Source organism: Sphingomonas pruni NBRC 15498, from assembly GCF_001598455.1.
GTDB lineage: Bacteria > Pseudomonadota > Alphaproteobacteria > Sphingomonadales > Sphingomonadaceae > Sphingomonas > Sphingomonas pruni.
On the sequence record NZ_BCYZ01000005.1, the window covers coordinates 1 to 14,335 of the forward strand.

Here is a 14,335-nt window from a genome sequence, read left to right on the forward strand (position 1 = left end):
GGGGCCCGCCCGGCGCAGCCGGGTGGGAAGGGTGAGGGTGAGCCACGGCTGGTATGCGGCGGGCCGTTGGAAGGCCTGCCCCGCCGCATCGAAACCTGGCTCAAGCGCCGCGCCTTAGCCGTCCTGTCCGAAGAAACCGCCGAGTTCGCCGCCAAGGCCGGCGTCGCCGTCAGCCGCGTCACCGTCGCTGACCCGAAAGGCCGCTGGGGCAGCTGCGCCTCGACCGGCGCCATCCGCTACAGCTGGCGGCTGATCTGCGCGCCGCCGCACGTCCGCCGCTCGACCGTCGCGCACGAAGTCGCGCATCGGCTGCACATGGATCATTCGCCCGCTTTCCATGCCGCCTACCGGCAATTGCTCGGAACCGATCCGGCGCCGGCGCGCGCGTGGCTGCGCCGCCACGGCGCGGCGCTTCACTGGGTCGGGCGCGCCTGCTGAACTTCACGCGGGCGATCGGCCGGGGCCGATCCGTTCGGAACGACGCGCTTGGGCCGGTTGGGATCGGCGCCCGGACTGCCGGTCATGCGGTCGATCCATTTGCGATCGAGCCGTTCGTCGGGGCGTCGCGCGGGATCGTCGGTAGCGTCGGGTGCCGTCTGCGGCTGATCGTCCTCTGACTGAGGAGGCATGCCGGCGTCACCACCACCGATCGGCGCGTCGGGCGCGATCTGGTCGGGCGGAATCGGATTGCCGTCGGGATCGACGAACAGGCCATTGTCGGGCTGACCGAAATCGCTTTCGTTGTCGAGCTGCCATTCCGGCAAGGTCACCTGGGTGTCGAAGGTCTCGACCGGCCGCCCGGCGGTGGCGATCTTCATGAATGCCGCAAAAGCGCGCGCGGGTAAGGTGCCGCCCTGCAGGCCGGGGATCGACTTGGCATCGTCGCGACCCATCCACACGCCGGTGGTGAGGCCCGAAGAGAAGCCGAGGAACCAGCCGTCCTTGTTCGAGCTGGTCGTGCCGGTCTTGCCCGCGACCGGACGCCCGATCTGCGCCGCCTTGCCGGTGCCGGTGGCGACCGCGGTCTGCAACAGGTCGGTCATCTCGGCGGCGACATAGGGCGCGACCAGCACATGGCTGCGGTCGACTTCGTGATTGTAGATCGTCTCACCCATCGAGGTGACCTTGGTGATCCCGTACGGGGTCACCGCGACGCCCTTGTTGCTGACGCTGGCAAAGGCGCGAGTCATGTCGATCAGATGGACGTCGTTCGATCCCAGCACCATCGACGGCACGGTCGAGATCGGGGTCGAGATGCCGAAGCGCCGCGCCATGTCGGCGACCGTTGAAAAGCCGACTTCCTGGCCGATTTTGGCGGCGACGGTGTTGACCGAATAGGCGAACGCCGTGCGGATATCCATCTCGCCGGCATTGCGGCCCGACGAGTTGCGCGGGCTCCAGCCGTTGATCGTGATCGGCTCGTCGACGATGCGGTCGCTCGGCCGATGGCCCGCTTCTAGCGCCGCCAGATAGACGAATAATTTGAACGACGAACCCGGCTGACGCAGCGCGGTCACGCCGCGATTATAGTTCGACGTCACGTAATCCTTGCCGCCGACCATCGCCCGCACCGCGCCGTCACGGTCAAGGCTGATCAGCGCGCCTTGCGCATTCCTGGGCGCATAGGCGGCGATCGCGGCGTCGGCCGCTTTCTGCATGCGGATGTCGATCGTCGTCCACACTTCGAGCGGACGGGTCGGCTCGTCGATCAGGTTTTCGAGCTGAGGTAGTGCCCAGTCGGTGAAATAGCGCACGCTGTTCTGGTTGGGCTCGGGCGCCAGCTTGACCGTCCTGGGATCGACCGAAGCGGCTTCGGCGGCGGAGATCTTGCCGGTTTCCTTCATCAGCCCGATCACCACGCCGGCGCGGTTGACTGCGGCCTGGGCGTCGGCAGTCGGCGAATAATTGGACGGCGCCTTGACCAGCCCGGCGATGATCGCGGCCTCCCCCAGCGACAGCGTGCTGGCGCCATGGCCGAAGAACTTGCGGCTCGCCGCGTCGATGCCATAGGCGCCGCCGCCGAAATAGACCTTGTTGAGATAGAGTTCGAGCACCTGATCCTTGCTGAACTTGCGCTCGAGTGCCAGCGCCAGCACCATCTCGCGCGCCTTGCGGCCGAACTTCTTGGTCGACGACAGGAAGATGTTGCGCGCCAGCTGCTGGGTGATGGTCGAACCGCCCTGGCGCCAATGGCCCGAGGTAATGCGCACCTGAAACGAGCGCGCGATACCGATCGGATCGACGCCAGGATGGTCGCGGAAGCGGCGATCCTCCACCGCGACCATCGCATCCTTCATCACTTGCGGAATCTGGGCGTAGGGAAGCCATTCGCCGTAGCTCGGCCCCAGGCTGACGATGGGGGTGCCGTCATCGGCCAGCACGCGGATCATCTGGCCGTTGGGCGAGGATTTCAACTCGTCGAAGCTCGGCAGCTGCGATTCGGTCACATAGACGGTGACGACGAGCGCAATGATGCCGAGCAACGCGGCGACGCCGGTAAGGCGCAGGCCCAGCACGAGCCAGCGGCGCCATCGGGGGACAATTTTGGACGCCTTGGCCATCGTTATGGGCGAGGGCTTAGAGGGTTAACCGAGCCTCGACAAGCGCGGCTGCACGCCGTTCGCCGCGCCAATCAATCCGCACGCGGATGAAAATCGAGGCTGATCGAATTCATGCAATAGCGTAGGCCCGTCGGCGGCGGCCCGTCCGGGAAGACGTGGCCGAGATGGCTGTCGCAGCGCGCACACCGCGTTTCGGTACGCGTCATGCCATGGCTGGTATCGGTGTGGTTGGTGACGTGATCCTCGGCGATCGGCTGGGTGAAGCTCGGCCAGCCCGATCCCGAATCATATTTGTCGGAGCTGTCGAACAGGTCGAGGTCGCACGCGGCGCAGGCATAGATGCCGTCGGCCTTATTGTCGTTGTAGATGCCGGCAAAGGCGCGCTCGGTCCCCGCCTCGCGCAGCACATGATATTGCTCGGGGGTCAGGCGCTTGCGCCATTCGGATTCGGAGAGCGAGAGATGTTCCATGTGGAGGAAGATCGTTACGCTGCGATCACGCGTCAAGCGGCTTGTGGCTGATCCGGGTTAGGCGGGCGGCGATTCCGGCGATTCCGGGCGCCAGCCGCACCGCAACGGTCAGCGCGTTCGCCCAGGCGGGACGCTCGGCGGCGGCGCGGATGCGGCTGGCGATCGCGAATGGCGTCGTCAGGTCGCGGGCGAGCCGCTGCTGATAGGTGATCGCGCCGCTGGGGCCGTGGCGCAGATACTCTGCCGCCGCCCGCGCACCGCTTTCGATTGCGATTCCCATGCCTTCGCCCGCCAGGCTGGGGATGCACGCCGCCTGATCGCCCAACCGGAACAGCCCGGTCGTGCCGTTCTGCATGCGCCAGCCATAAGGGACATTGGCGACGGCATCGATCGACGCGGAGCCGGCGCGACCGGCCAGCCGCTCGCCCAGCTGCGGCGATTCGAGCGCCAGCGCGGCCAGCAACTGGTCGGGCGATCCCGCTGCGGTCAGCCGCGACCGGTGCACCGCCATGCACAGATTGACCGCGCCGTCTTCCTGCCGCGCGATCCCGGCATAGCCGCGATCGAACAGATGGAGCTCGATCGTGTCGCCGACCATCCGGTCGAGCGCCTCGCTCGGGCCCAGTCGCACCCGCAGGCCCAAAGTCGGGTCGTCGCTGCGCTCGGCACCGCGCGCCAGTCCGCGCAGATCGTGCTTTCCCGTGGCGAGGAACAAGGCGTCGGGAGTGATTTCGCTGTCGTCGGCCAGGCGCACGCAATCGCCTTCGAGCGCGCGCACCGCGACCCCGCGCTCGACCGCCGCGCCAGCGGCGACCGCGTGACCGAGCAGCAAGGTATCGAGCCGTCGGCGCGACACCGCGAGCGCGGGGCGCGGCAGCCATGCTTCGGCCAGATGGGATCCCGCGAACAACCGCAGCCGGCGTATCTCGTCGCGGTTGAGCGCGTCGCGGCGGATGCCCAGGCGATCGAGTGCCTCGAGCGTTCGCCAGCTCAGGAAACCGCCGCACAAGGCATCGCCGGTCTCGGCGCTGCGTTCGACCAGCAGATGCGGCGCACCGGCGCGTGCCAGCAGCAGCGCCGCGACTGCGCCGGCCGGTCCGCCGCCGACGATCAGCGCAGGCGTTCGACGCACAGGCGAAACGGGAAGGCGCGATAGACGCGCGCGTCGGTGATACCGGCTTCGGCCAGGATCGGCGGCCATTCGCCGGGGCGATAGGAGCGGGCGATCGACAAGGTGCCGTCGAGCCGGACGATGCGGTGCCAGCCGAAGCTGCGGGCGAGCAATGGGAATCCCCAATGCGCGAAGCCGTGGCGGTGGAGGTCGTTGACCAGCCACCCCAATCGCGCCTCAGCCTGCATGAAGCGCAGGAAGGCGACGAGCTGGTCGTGCGTCATGTGATGCGCGACCAGGCTGGAGATCACCATGTCCCAGTGCTGCCCCGCGAGATCGGCATAGTCGCCGGTGATCCAGCGGATTCCCGTGTCGGGCGCGCTGTGCTGCCGCGCAGCCGCCTCGCTGCGCGGATTAAGGTCGACCCCGACCAGTTCCGCCGCGATACCGCGCTTCGCTGCCCAGCGCGCGATCGTGCGCAGCATATCGCCATCGCCGAATCCGACATCGAGCAATTTGAACGCCTTACGGCCGCGGAGCGCACGCTCGATGAAGGACAAGGTCGGGCGTGCGGCCATCGTCACGACATTGACCTTGGCGAGATCGCCGACCACGGCGGCGTAGGTCGCCGTATCGAGGTCGTCGGCGTCCATCAGCTCGTCGGCGATGGCGCGCTGATGGAGATTCACGCCGCGCTCCGGAACCCGAACCCCTCGGCCGCCAGCCCCGGTCCGAACGCCAGTGCGATGCCCTGATCGATGCGCGGCCCCTCGAGCATCTTGCCCAGCGAGAACATCAATGTCGCCGACGACATGTTGCCATAATCGTGCAGCGTTTCGCGCGACGCCCAAAGCGCGCCCTGAGGCAGATGGTAAGCGGTCTCGACCGCGTCGAGAATCGAGCGCCCGCCGGCATGGACCGCCCAACCGTCTATCTCCTCGGCATCGCGTCCGCCAAGCGCGGCGGCGGCGAAATCGGGATCGGTCAGCCCTTGCGCGATGCGCTGCGGGACTTCGCCCGACAAATGCATTTCGAACCCCTTGTCGGTGATGTCCCAGCGGATCAGGCGGTCCGAATCGGGAAGGGTCGTCGCGAACGGCGCTTCGAGCTCGAAGCCGGTGGCGTCGCTCGTCACCAGCGCCGCGCCCGCGCCGTCGCCGAACTGGAGCATCGCCAGCAATTTCTCGATCTCGCCGGTATCCTGGAGGTGGAGCGAGCAGAGTTCGACGCAGACCACCAGCACGCGGGCGCCGGGCTCGGACCGCACGATGTGGCGCGCGCTGCGCAGCGCCGCTACCGCGGCATAGCAGCCCATGAACCCGACCAGCAGCCGCTCGACCGAGGGTGCGAGGCCGAGCCGGCGCGCGATGATCTGGTCGACGCCCGGCGCGACGAACCCGGTACAGCTCGCGACCACCAGATGCGTGATCCGGTCGATGTCGACCTGCTCGGCAAGCCGGTCGATCGCCGCCAGGCTCAGCTTCGGCGCCTGATCGGCATAGATTCGCATCCGGGCATCGGTGCCGGGCATGAAGCCGTTTTCGTAGAAGCCGCCGGGGCCGATCGGCGACCCGCCATCGTCGGCGCGTGGCAGCACGGTCCAGCGATGCTCGATCCCCGACCGTGCGACCATCCGGCCGAACACTTTGGCCAGGCGCGGGTCGGCGATCTTTGGCTGCGCCCAGCCGATGAACGCGCTGTGCGCCTCATGGTCCGGCACCGCGGTGCCGATTGCGTTGAGATAGACGTTGCCGGGCAAGATGGGCGACCTTTTCGGACAAGGGACACCGGGTTAGTGCCTCGACCCCTGTACACCGGTTTAACCGATGCCGCGCCCTTTTGCTCCGCCAGCGCCGCGCCGCTATCAAACTCGCATGAATCCGATCTACGCCCGCATGGGCACCACGATCTTCGAAGCCATGTCGGCGCGTGCGCGGGCGAGCGGGGCGATCAACCTGGGCCAGGGCTTCCCCGAGGCGCAGGGGCCGGCCGATATCATCGACGCGGCGGCCAGGGCGCTGGTCGAGAAATCGAACCAATATCCGCCCATGGTCGGCTTGCCCGAACTGCGTCAGGCAGTCGCCGCGCATTATGCAGAGCATCAGGGGCTCGATCTGTCGCCGGAAGAAGTGGTGGTGACGTCGGGCGCGACCGAGGCGATAGCGGCGTCGCTTCTCGCCCTGGTGTCGCCGGGCGACGAGGTGATCCTGTTTCAGCCGCTTTACGACGCCTATCTGCCGCTGGTCGAACGCGCCGGCGGCGTCGCGAAGCTGGTCCGGCTGAGTCCGCCCGATTGGCGCGTGACGGCGGAGATGCTCGAGGCGGCGTGGTCGCCCAAAACGCGGCTGCTAGTGCTCAACAGTCCGCTCAATCCCTCGGCCTCGATGATCGGCGCGGAGGAACTGGCGGTGATCGCGCGCTTCTGCATTGAGCGCGACCTGACCGCGATCTGCGACGAGGTATGGGAAGAACTGGTGTTCGATGGCGCGCGCCACGTTCCGCTGATGGCGCAGCCCGGCATGCGCGAGCGCACGGTCAAGATCGGATCGGCGGGCAAGATGTTCGCGCTGACGGGGTGGAAAGTCGGCTGGATGTGCGCCGCGCCCGAGCTGGCGCGCGGTCTGGCCAAGGCGCACCAGTTCCTGACCTTCACCACCCCGCCCAATCTGCAATGGGCGGCCGCTTACGGGCTGGGCAAGGACAAGGCCTGGTTCGACAAGGAACGCGCCGACTTCCAGCGCTCGCGCGACCGACTGGCGGCGGGACTGCGCGAGGCGGGCTGTGTGACGTTGCCGTCGGCGGCGACCTATTTCCTCTCGATCGACCTGACCGCCTCGGGCATCGCGCTCGACGACGTCACCTTCTGCAACCGCCTGCTCGACGAAGCCGGCGTGGCGGCGATCCCGGTTTCAGCCTTTTATGCCGAAGACCCGGTGACCAATGTGGTGCGGCTGTGCTTTGCCAAGAGTGACGCGACGCTCGACGCCGCGATCGAGCGGATGGCGGGGTTTCGAGAGGCGCTTGGTCAAGAATAAGGCCCGCGGATCGCTCCGCAGGCCTTGTTTCCTCTAGCTATGCCGTCGCGGCAAAGCCGCGACGTCGGCCGGGCTTCGCCCGCCGGCCGAGGTTTCGGCTTTTCAGAGATTAGCGAACGCTAATCTCTGGCCTCAACCGTCGTAATCCCCGCCCAGATTCTGGTTGCGCGGCGGCGCGGCGGCGGTGAGGCGGAGCGCCTCGGCCGACTGCGACAGCGAGCCGATTTCGTCGGGCGTGTCGTCGTCGTCGACCTGAACCTTCTGCATGCCGCTGATCACCGCATCCTGCAGATGATCGGGGCGCACCGTCTCCTCGGCGATTTCGCGCAGCGCCACGACCGGGTTTTTATCGCGGTCGCGATCGATGGTGAGGTCGGCGCCGCCCGAAATCTGGCGGGCGCGCTGGGCTGCGAACAGCACCAGATCGAAACGGTTCGAAACCTTGTCGACGCAATCTTCGACAGTGACGCGCGCCATGAAACGCTTTCCTTCAGCAAAACACCAAGATGGGAAGCGTGGGCGCTTAGGGCAATGGGCCGCAAAGAGTCAAGAAAATCGGCTTTTTCGCATATTGTCACCGCGGACGGTGCCGATTGCTTGCCCCGCGCCGTGCCCCGCTCCAATAGGCAAGAGATGGCCGGCGAACCCAGCTTCACGATCGACGGCGACACGCTCCGGCTCATTACCGAGGGCCCCGAGCGGCTGACCGCGTTGCTCGACCTGATCGCGGGCGCCCAGCGATCGTTGCGGATCCTCTATTATATCTATGTCGACGACGATGCCGGAGCGAAGGTCCGGCAGGCGCTGATCGACGCGGCGCGGCGCGGAGTCGACGTCAAGCTAATCGTCGACGGGCTGGGCAGCGAGCATGCCGAGAATCATCGCTTCTTCGATCCGTTGAAGGACGCCGGGATCGACGTCTGCCGCTTCGTGCCGCGCTGGGGACGACGTTATCTGTTGCGCAACCACCAGAAGCTCGCGCTCGCCGATGAGCGCCGGGTGATCATCGGCGGGTTCAACATCCAGGACAGCTATTTCGGCACCAATGAAGAGCAAGCGTGGCGCGACCTCGGTTTCTATATCGAGGGCCCCTCTGCCGGGCATCTGACCGGCTATTTCGACGCGCTCGATCGCTGGGCGAAGCAGGATCAGGCGCCGCTCAGGTCGCTGCGTGTCTTGCTGTCGAAATGGAGCGAGCCCCATGGCGCGACGCGCTGGCTGTTCGGCGGGCCGACGCGCAAACCTTCGCCCTGGGCCAAATCAGTGCGCGCCGATCTCGAACGGGCGATGCGGGTCGACCTGATCAGCGCCTATTTCGCGCCGAGCCCGGGGATGCTGCGCCGGCTCGACCGGATCGGCCAGCGCGGTGTCGCGCGTGTCGTGCTGGCGTCGAAGAACGATCATGGCGCCGCGATTTGGGCGTCGCGCTTCACTTATGCCGGCCTGCTCAGGAAAGGAGTCGAGATCTACGAATACCAGCCGACCAAGCTCCATACGAAGCTCTTCGTGATCGATGACACCGTCTATGTCGGCTCGGCCAATTACGACATTCGCAGCCTGTTCCTGAACCTCGAACTGATGCTGCGCGTCGAGGACAAGGCGTTCGCCGACCACGTCCGGACCTATGTCGACGGCGAGATCGCCGAATCGGAACGGATCACGCCCGAGCTTTACCGGTCGCGCACCGGCTGGTGGACGCGGATCAAGCAGGCGGTGGCGTTCTTCGTGATGACCGTGCTCGACTACAACGTCACGCGGAGCCTGAATTTCGGACCCGAGCGCCGATTGCGGGAATAGAATGGATACGGTTGGCACCATTCGTCGCCCCGGCGCGGGCCGGGGCCGCTGGGTTCGATGAGAGGCATTAGCCAGATAACTCTCAGGCCCCCGCCTGCGTCGGGGCGACGAATCGGCCCTTAGTCCTTCCAGGCGAAGAAATTGTGCGAGGGCGGGATGTTCCACCATTCGATCGAATAGTCGATCCGGTCCCAATGCGGCTCGAGAAAGTCGCGCACCTTGGGGCGGAATTGATAGACCAGGAACGCACCGCCGGTCTTGAGCACGCGGTGCGTCGCGGCGGCGATGGCGGGGGCGACGCCCTTGGGCAAGGTCGAGAAAGGCAGGCCCGACAGCACGTAATCGGCTTGCTCGAAGCCATGTTCGGCAACGATCTGTTCGACGTCGGCGGCCGACCCATGGACCGGGACGAAGCGCGAATCGGTGAACTTGATTCGCAGATACTCGATGAAGTCCGGATTGGTGTCGATCGCGATATAGGTGCCGTCGGCAGGCAGGCGATCGAGAATCGCTTGCGTGAAGGTGCCGACGCCCGGGCCATATTCGACGAACAATTTGACGTTGGGCCAGTCCGGCACCTTGAGCATCGCGTTGATCTGCGCCTTGGACGAGGCGATGATCGAGCCGACCATCACCGGCCGCTTGAGGAACCCGCTGAGGAACATGGCCCAGGGAGAAGGGAGTTTGCGCGCGCGCGTCTCCGCATTGTCGAGAGCGAAGCGGGGCTGGGACATGATATTCCTTGTAGCTGTGCGCCAAATCTCGCGCGACCGGAAAACCCCTGTCGCAAAGCTGTAACGCGCGATCAAGTCTTTAGGGAGCATAGTCATAACCGACAATGCCCTGGACGGAGTGGATTTTGGTGCAGCGCGAGGAGCGAGAAGGGAGCGATGTCGATGCATCGTGACCGACGAGCGACGATGAACAGGTCGCCGTGTCCCCCGGACACGGCTAAAACTGCCGGGGGCAGTTTTACCTGTTCATCCTGCGCCAAAAGGCGCCCGCCGCTTCGCGGTTGGGCTTGGAGGCGCGCCGGCGTTGTCGCTTGCTTGCGCGTAGCTCAAGGCTACGCGACTGCGCTGCGCTCCTAGCCAGCGCGCCTCCAAGCCCAATCCAGGGCGTTGCCGGTCATGACTATGCTCCCTGGGTGATTCCGACGGGTTGCGTCGTGCCGCGCGCCGGTCCATCGACGCGTCATGACGACGTTCGCCCCCGGAACAATTGCCGTGATCTTCGTGTCCGAAGTCACCGGCGAGGATCCGGAAGGCTATGCCGCCGCAGCGGCCGAAATGGTGGCACTGGCCGCCACGCAGCCCGGCTATCGCGGCGTCGACAGCGCGCGTGGCGCCGACGGAATCGGCATCACTGTAAGCTATTGGGCGGATGAGGACGCGGCCATTGCCTGGCGCCGGAATGCCCGGCACGGTGAGATTCGCGAAGCCGGACGTGGGCGCTGGTACCGGTGGTATTCGCTTCATGTCGCTGCGGTGACGCGTAGCTACGATTGGGAGAAGGAATGACGGCGAGGTTCGATCGCGACTTCGCCTTGTTGTTCACCGTGATGCTGACGATCGCGGCCGGGAACACCGCGTTGCAATCGGTCCTGCCCGCGATCGGACGCTCGCTCCATGTCCGCGACAATGCCGTCGCCGCCGCCTTTTCCGTCTCCGCCTTGTTATGGGTGATCGCCGCGCCGTTCTGGGCGAGCCGATCCGACCGGCGCGGCCGGCGGTCGATGATTCTGCTCGGCGTCGGCGGGTTCACCATCTCGCTGACCTTGTGCGGTATCTTCCTCGCGGCGGGGATCAACGGCTGGATCGGCGGAACCGCGGCGTTCATGCTCTTCATCGTCGGACGGCTGATCTACGGCACGTTCGGTGCCGCTGCGCCGCCGGCGGTGCAGGCGATCGTCGCCGGGCGCACCACGCGCGACGAGCGGACCAAGGCGCTGACCCTGCTCGGCTCGGCCTTCGGGCTCGGCACTATCCTAGGACCGGCGATCGCTCCCTATCTCCTGCTCGGCAGCGTGGAGGGCGTCGTGATCGGCCTGTCCGGCCCGGCATTCCTGTTCGCCTTATTCGGGGCGGGCATGTTCGTCGCGGTGCTGCGCATGCTGCCCAACGATCGCAGCGAGGCGGCAATGGATGACCCCGCCGCGCACGGCGCGGTCAATGCCTATCCGTCGATCGGTGGGCAATCGTCGGGCGCCAGCATCACCGCCGCGACCGGCCAGCATATCGAGGAGGTCGGCTTTCTCGACCCGCGCGTTCGCGCCTGGATGATCGCGGGGCTGGTGTTCGGCCATGCCCAGGCGATGACCGGCCAGGCGATCGGCTTCCTGGTGATCGACCGCCTGCATCTCCCGCCCGCGGAGGCGCTGCAGCCGACCGGAATCGTGCTGATGATGGGCGCGGGCGCGGCATTGCTGGTACAATGGGGGCTGATCCCGTTGTTCAACCTGACGCCGCGTGTGATGATGCTGGTCGGGCTCGGCATCGCGGCGGCGGGGTGCGCGCTAACCGGACTCGCCACCTCGCTCTACGGCCTCGCGACCGCTTATGCCCTGGCGAGCATCGGCTTCGGCTTCACGCGCCCCGCTTTCACCGCGGGGTCGTCGCTCGCGGTCGGATCGGCGGCACAGGGCTCGGTCGCGGGCAAGGTCACCTCGGTCAACGGCGCCAGTTTCGTTCTGGGTCCGTCGATCGGGGTCGGGCTGTACGAGTTCTGGCACTCCTTGCCCTATCTCACTGCCGGCGCCGCGTGCGTGGCGCTGCTCGTATATTGCTGGATCGCGTTACAGCCGTCGGCGCGGGCGAGCGAAGCAGCTTGACCCAACCAAAACGCAGTCCCACGAAAGCGGGAGCCCAGGGTAACAAGCGATATCGCCGATCCTGGGCTCCTGCTTGCGCAGGAACGCGGGTTTAGTCCGTCCCCTTCGGCCCATGCGGCCGTAACTGCCCCGGCGAGATGAAGCCCAAAGGCTGCAGCGACGCCGCATCCTGCTTCATCGTCGCGGCGAGTTGCTCGTAGTCGCGCTCCATCTCCGCGGTCACCGACGCGCGCGAATCAGTCAGCGCGTCTTCGAAATCGGCAATCGTCACTTGTTTGACGTCGATATTCTTGCGGAGCGCGATCAGGCCGGCGCGCCGGGTGAGATCCTCGAGATCCGCGCCAGTGAAGCGGTCGGTGCGCGCGGCGATGCGATCGAGATCGACATCGTCGGCCAGCGGCATCTTCTGGGTCTGGATCGCCAGGATGCGGCGGCGCCCCTTCTCGTCGGGGACGCCGACATAGATCAGCTCGTCGAACCGGCCCGGACGCAGCAGCGCCGGGTCGATCAGATTGGGTCGGTTGGTTGCCCCGATCACGACGATCGACTGCAATTCCTCCAGCCCGTCCATCTCGGCCAGGATCGTGTTGACCACGCGCTCGGTGACTTGCGGCTCGCCCAGGCCGCCGCCGCGCGCGGGGACCAGGCTGTCGAGCTCGTCGATGAAGATCACGGTCGGCGCGACCTGGCGGGCACGGGCGAACAATTTGGCGATCTGCTGCTCGCTCTCGCCATACCATTTGCTGAGCAGGTCGGACGATTTGGTCGAGATGAAATTCGCCTCTGCCTCGCGCGCGACTGCCTTGGCGAGCAGGGTCTTGCCCGTGCCGGGAGGGCCATAGAGCAGGAAACCCTTGGCCGGGCGGATGCCCAGCCGACGGAACGCGTCGGGATCCTTGAGCGGCAGTTCGACGCCTTCTTTCAACCGCATCTGCGCGTCGTCGAGCCCGCCGACATCGTCCCAGCGGACGCGCGGCGCCTCGACCATCACTTCGCGCATTGCCGACGGCTGCACACGCTTCAACGCGCCGAGGAAATCCTCGCGGGTGACCGCCAGCGTTTCGAGCACGTCGGCCGGGATGGTGCGGTCCTCGAGATTGAGCCGCGGCATGATCCGCCGCACTGCCTCGATCGCGGCTTCGCGCGCGAGCGCGGCGAGATCGGCGCCGACGAAACCGTAGGTCGTGCGGGCCAGCTCGTCGAGATCGACATGGTCGCCCAATGGCATGCCGCGCGTATGGATGCCCAATATCTCGCGGCGGCCACGCTCGTCGGGAACGCCGACGACGATCTCGCGGTCGAACCGGCCGGGTCGCCGCAAGGCCTCGTCAACCGCCTCGGGCCGGTTGGTCGCGGCGATCACCACCAGGTTGGCGCGCGCTTCCAGCCCATCCATGAGGGTCAGCAATTGCGCGACCAGGCGTTTTTCGGCCTCGCCCGACACATTGCCGCGCTTGGGCGCGATCGAATCGATCTCGTCGATGAACACGATCGACGGCGCGTTTTTGGCCGCTTCCTCGAATACCTGGCGCAGCTTCCCTTCGGATTCGCCATAGGCCGAGCCCATGATCTCCGGGCCGTTGATCAGGAAGAATTGCGCGTCGCTCTCATTGGCGACGGCGCGCGCCAGGCGCGTCTTGCCGGTGCCGGGCGGGCCATGGAGCAGGACGCCCTTGGGCGGCTCGACGCCCAGCCGTTGAAACAACTCCGGATAACGCAACGGCAATTCGACCATCTCGCGCAATTGGTCGATCGTGTCGGCCATGCCGCCGATATCGTCATAGGTGACGTCGGCGCGCCGCGCGTCCTTGGGCTCCTCATATTCGGGGCGGAGCTCGATCTCGGTATTCTCGTCGACCAGCACCACGCCCTTGGGAACAGTGGAGATCACCGCGAGGCGGATTTCCTGCAGCGCATAGGCCGGCGCGCGGAGATACTGCGCGACATTGGGCGGGACGCCGTCGGGGTCTATGCGCTGCTGCCCGGCGGTCGCGACGACGTCGCCGGCGCAGAGCGGACGGCCGAAAAAGGTGCGCTTGAGCGCGGCGGTCGATCCCTGCAGGCGCAGATTCTGCTGCGCGGGCGCGAAGACGACGCGCGTGGCGGGCTTGGCCTCGGCCTTACGCACGTCGACATAGTCGCCCGACCCCGCCCCGGCGTTGGCGCGTTGCAGGCCGTCGATTCGGATCAGTTCGAGCCCTTCATCCTCGGGATAGGGCGCGACTGCACGGGCAGGCGTCGTCGACTTGCCGACGATCTCGATGATGTCGCCTTCGCCGATGCCCAATTGCGCCATCAGTGGACGCGGAATGTGCGCCAGTCCGCGGCCGCTATCCTCGGGTCGCGCATTGGCGACCTGGAGCTTGCGTTGGGGGGCATCGTCGCCGTCTGCCATTGAGGTCACCTTGTTTCGCTAACGGAAGAATCGAGAGCGCGTGAGATAGTGACCCGGTTCCCGATACGCGAGAGGGCGGCTATCAGGCGGCCGCGAATCGCGACAAAAAAAGGCCGGACCCTAGGGGCCCGGCCGG

Annotated in this window: 13 protein-coding genes; 5 read left to right on the plus strand and 8 right to left on the minus strand. The window is 66.5% G+C overall.

Features of this window, described 5'->3' with window-relative positions; all coding sequences use genetic code 11:
- On the plus strand, window positions 1–438 hold a 438-nt coding region (locus tag SPR01S_RS01825; protein WP_157081860.1), incomplete at its 5' end, for a M48 family metallopeptidase.
- Here SPR01S_RS01825 and SPR01S_RS01830 read toward each other — a convergent pair.
- The 5 genes from SPR01S_RS01830 to SPR01S_RS01850 form a co-directional block, all read right to left on the minus strand.
- Window positions 414–2,561, minus strand: a complete 2,148-nt coding sequence (locus SPR01S_RS01830) for a transglycosylase domain-containing protein (RefSeq protein WP_066584111.1) — start codon at window positions 2,559–2,561, stop codon at window positions 414–416. The genes SPR01S_RS01825 and SPR01S_RS01830 overlap by 25 nt on opposite strands.
- Before the next feature lie 71 nt (window positions 2,562–2,632).
- A complete protein-coding gene (msrB, locus tag SPR01S_RS01835) occupies window positions 2,633–3,031 on the minus strand; it encodes a peptide-methionine (R)-S-oxide reductase MsrB (protein ID WP_066584119.1) in 399 nt (132 codons plus the stop codon).
- Window positions 3,032–3,056: 25 nt separating this feature from the next.
- Window positions 3,057–4,163, minus strand: coding sequence for an NAD(P)/FAD-dependent oxidoreductase (locus SPR01S_RS01840; protein WP_066584122.1), 1,107 nt, complete (start codon window positions 4,161–4,163; stop codon window positions 3,057–3,059).
- Window positions 4,142–4,831: a methyltransferase domain-containing protein gene (locus SPR01S_RS01845; RefSeq protein ID WP_066584124.1), complete on the minus strand. Its 690-nt coding sequence runs from the start codon at window positions 4,829–4,831 to the stop codon at window positions 4,142–4,144. The genes SPR01S_RS01840 and SPR01S_RS01845 overlap by 22 nt, the downstream gene beginning before the upstream one ends.
- Window positions 4,828–5,901, minus strand: a complete 1,074-nt coding sequence (locus SPR01S_RS01850) for a type III polyketide synthase (RefSeq protein WP_084250857.1) — start codon at window positions 5,899–5,901, stop codon at window positions 4,828–4,830. The genes SPR01S_RS01845 and SPR01S_RS01850 overlap by 4 nt, the downstream gene beginning before the upstream one ends.
- Window positions 5,902–6,016: 115 nt before the next feature.
- Between SPR01S_RS01850 and SPR01S_RS01855 the strand changes: the two genes are divergently transcribed.
- Entirely contained in the window at window positions 6,017–7,177 is a 1,161-nt protein-coding gene (locus SPR01S_RS01855; RefSeq protein ID WP_066584133.1) for an aminotransferase, read from the plus strand.
- 132 nt (window positions 7,178–7,309) lie between these two features.
- Here the strand turns inward: SPR01S_RS01855 and rpoZ are convergent, their stop codons facing one another.
- Window positions 7,310–7,654, minus strand: a complete 345-nt coding sequence (gene rpoZ, locus SPR01S_RS01860; RefSeq protein ID WP_066584135.1) for a DNA-directed RNA polymerase subunit omega — start codon at window positions 7,652–7,654, stop codon at window positions 7,310–7,312.
- Between the two features lie 156 nt (window positions 7,655–7,810).
- Between rpoZ and SPR01S_RS01865 the strand changes: the two genes are divergently transcribed.
- Window positions 7,811–8,974: a phospholipase D-like domain-containing protein gene (locus SPR01S_RS01865; RefSeq protein ID WP_066584137.1), complete on the plus strand. Its 1,164-nt coding sequence runs from the start codon at window positions 7,811–7,813 to the stop codon at window positions 8,972–8,974.
- A 119-nt stretch (window positions 8,975–9,093) separates the two neighbouring features.
- Here the strand turns inward: SPR01S_RS01865 and SPR01S_RS01870 are convergent, their stop codons facing one another.
- Entirely contained in the window at window positions 9,094–9,708 is a 615-nt protein-coding gene (locus tag SPR01S_RS01870) for a class I SAM-dependent methyltransferase (RefSeq protein ID WP_066584139.1), read from the minus strand.
- 462 nt (window positions 9,709–10,170) lie between these two features.
- Between SPR01S_RS01870 and SPR01S_RS01875 the strand changes: the two genes are divergently transcribed.
- Together SPR01S_RS01875 and SPR01S_RS01880 are read left to right on the plus strand one after the other, a co-directional pair.
- On the plus strand, window positions 10,171–10,494 hold the full coding sequence (locus tag SPR01S_RS01875) for an antibiotic biosynthesis monooxygenase family protein (RefSeq protein WP_066584142.1): 324 nt from the start codon (window positions 10,171–10,173) through the stop codon (window positions 10,492–10,494).
- Window positions 10,491–11,804 carry an MFS transporter gene (locus SPR01S_RS01880; protein WP_066584144.1) on the plus strand — a complete coding sequence of 438 codons (1,314 nt, stop codon included), beginning with the start codon at window positions 10,491–10,493 and terminating at the stop codon, window positions 11,802–11,804. Before SPR01S_RS01875 ends, SPR01S_RS01880 begins: the two co-directional genes overlap by 4 nt.
- A 91-nt stretch (window positions 11,805–11,895) precedes the next feature.
- Here SPR01S_RS01880 and SPR01S_RS01885 read toward each other — a convergent pair whose 3' ends face one another.
- Window positions 11,896–14,199, minus strand: coding sequence for a CDC48 family AAA ATPase (locus SPR01S_RS01885; protein ID WP_066584147.1), 2,304 nt, complete (start codon window positions 14,197–14,199; stop codon window positions 11,896–11,898).
- Between the last annotated feature and the right edge of the window lie 136 nt (window positions 14,200–14,335).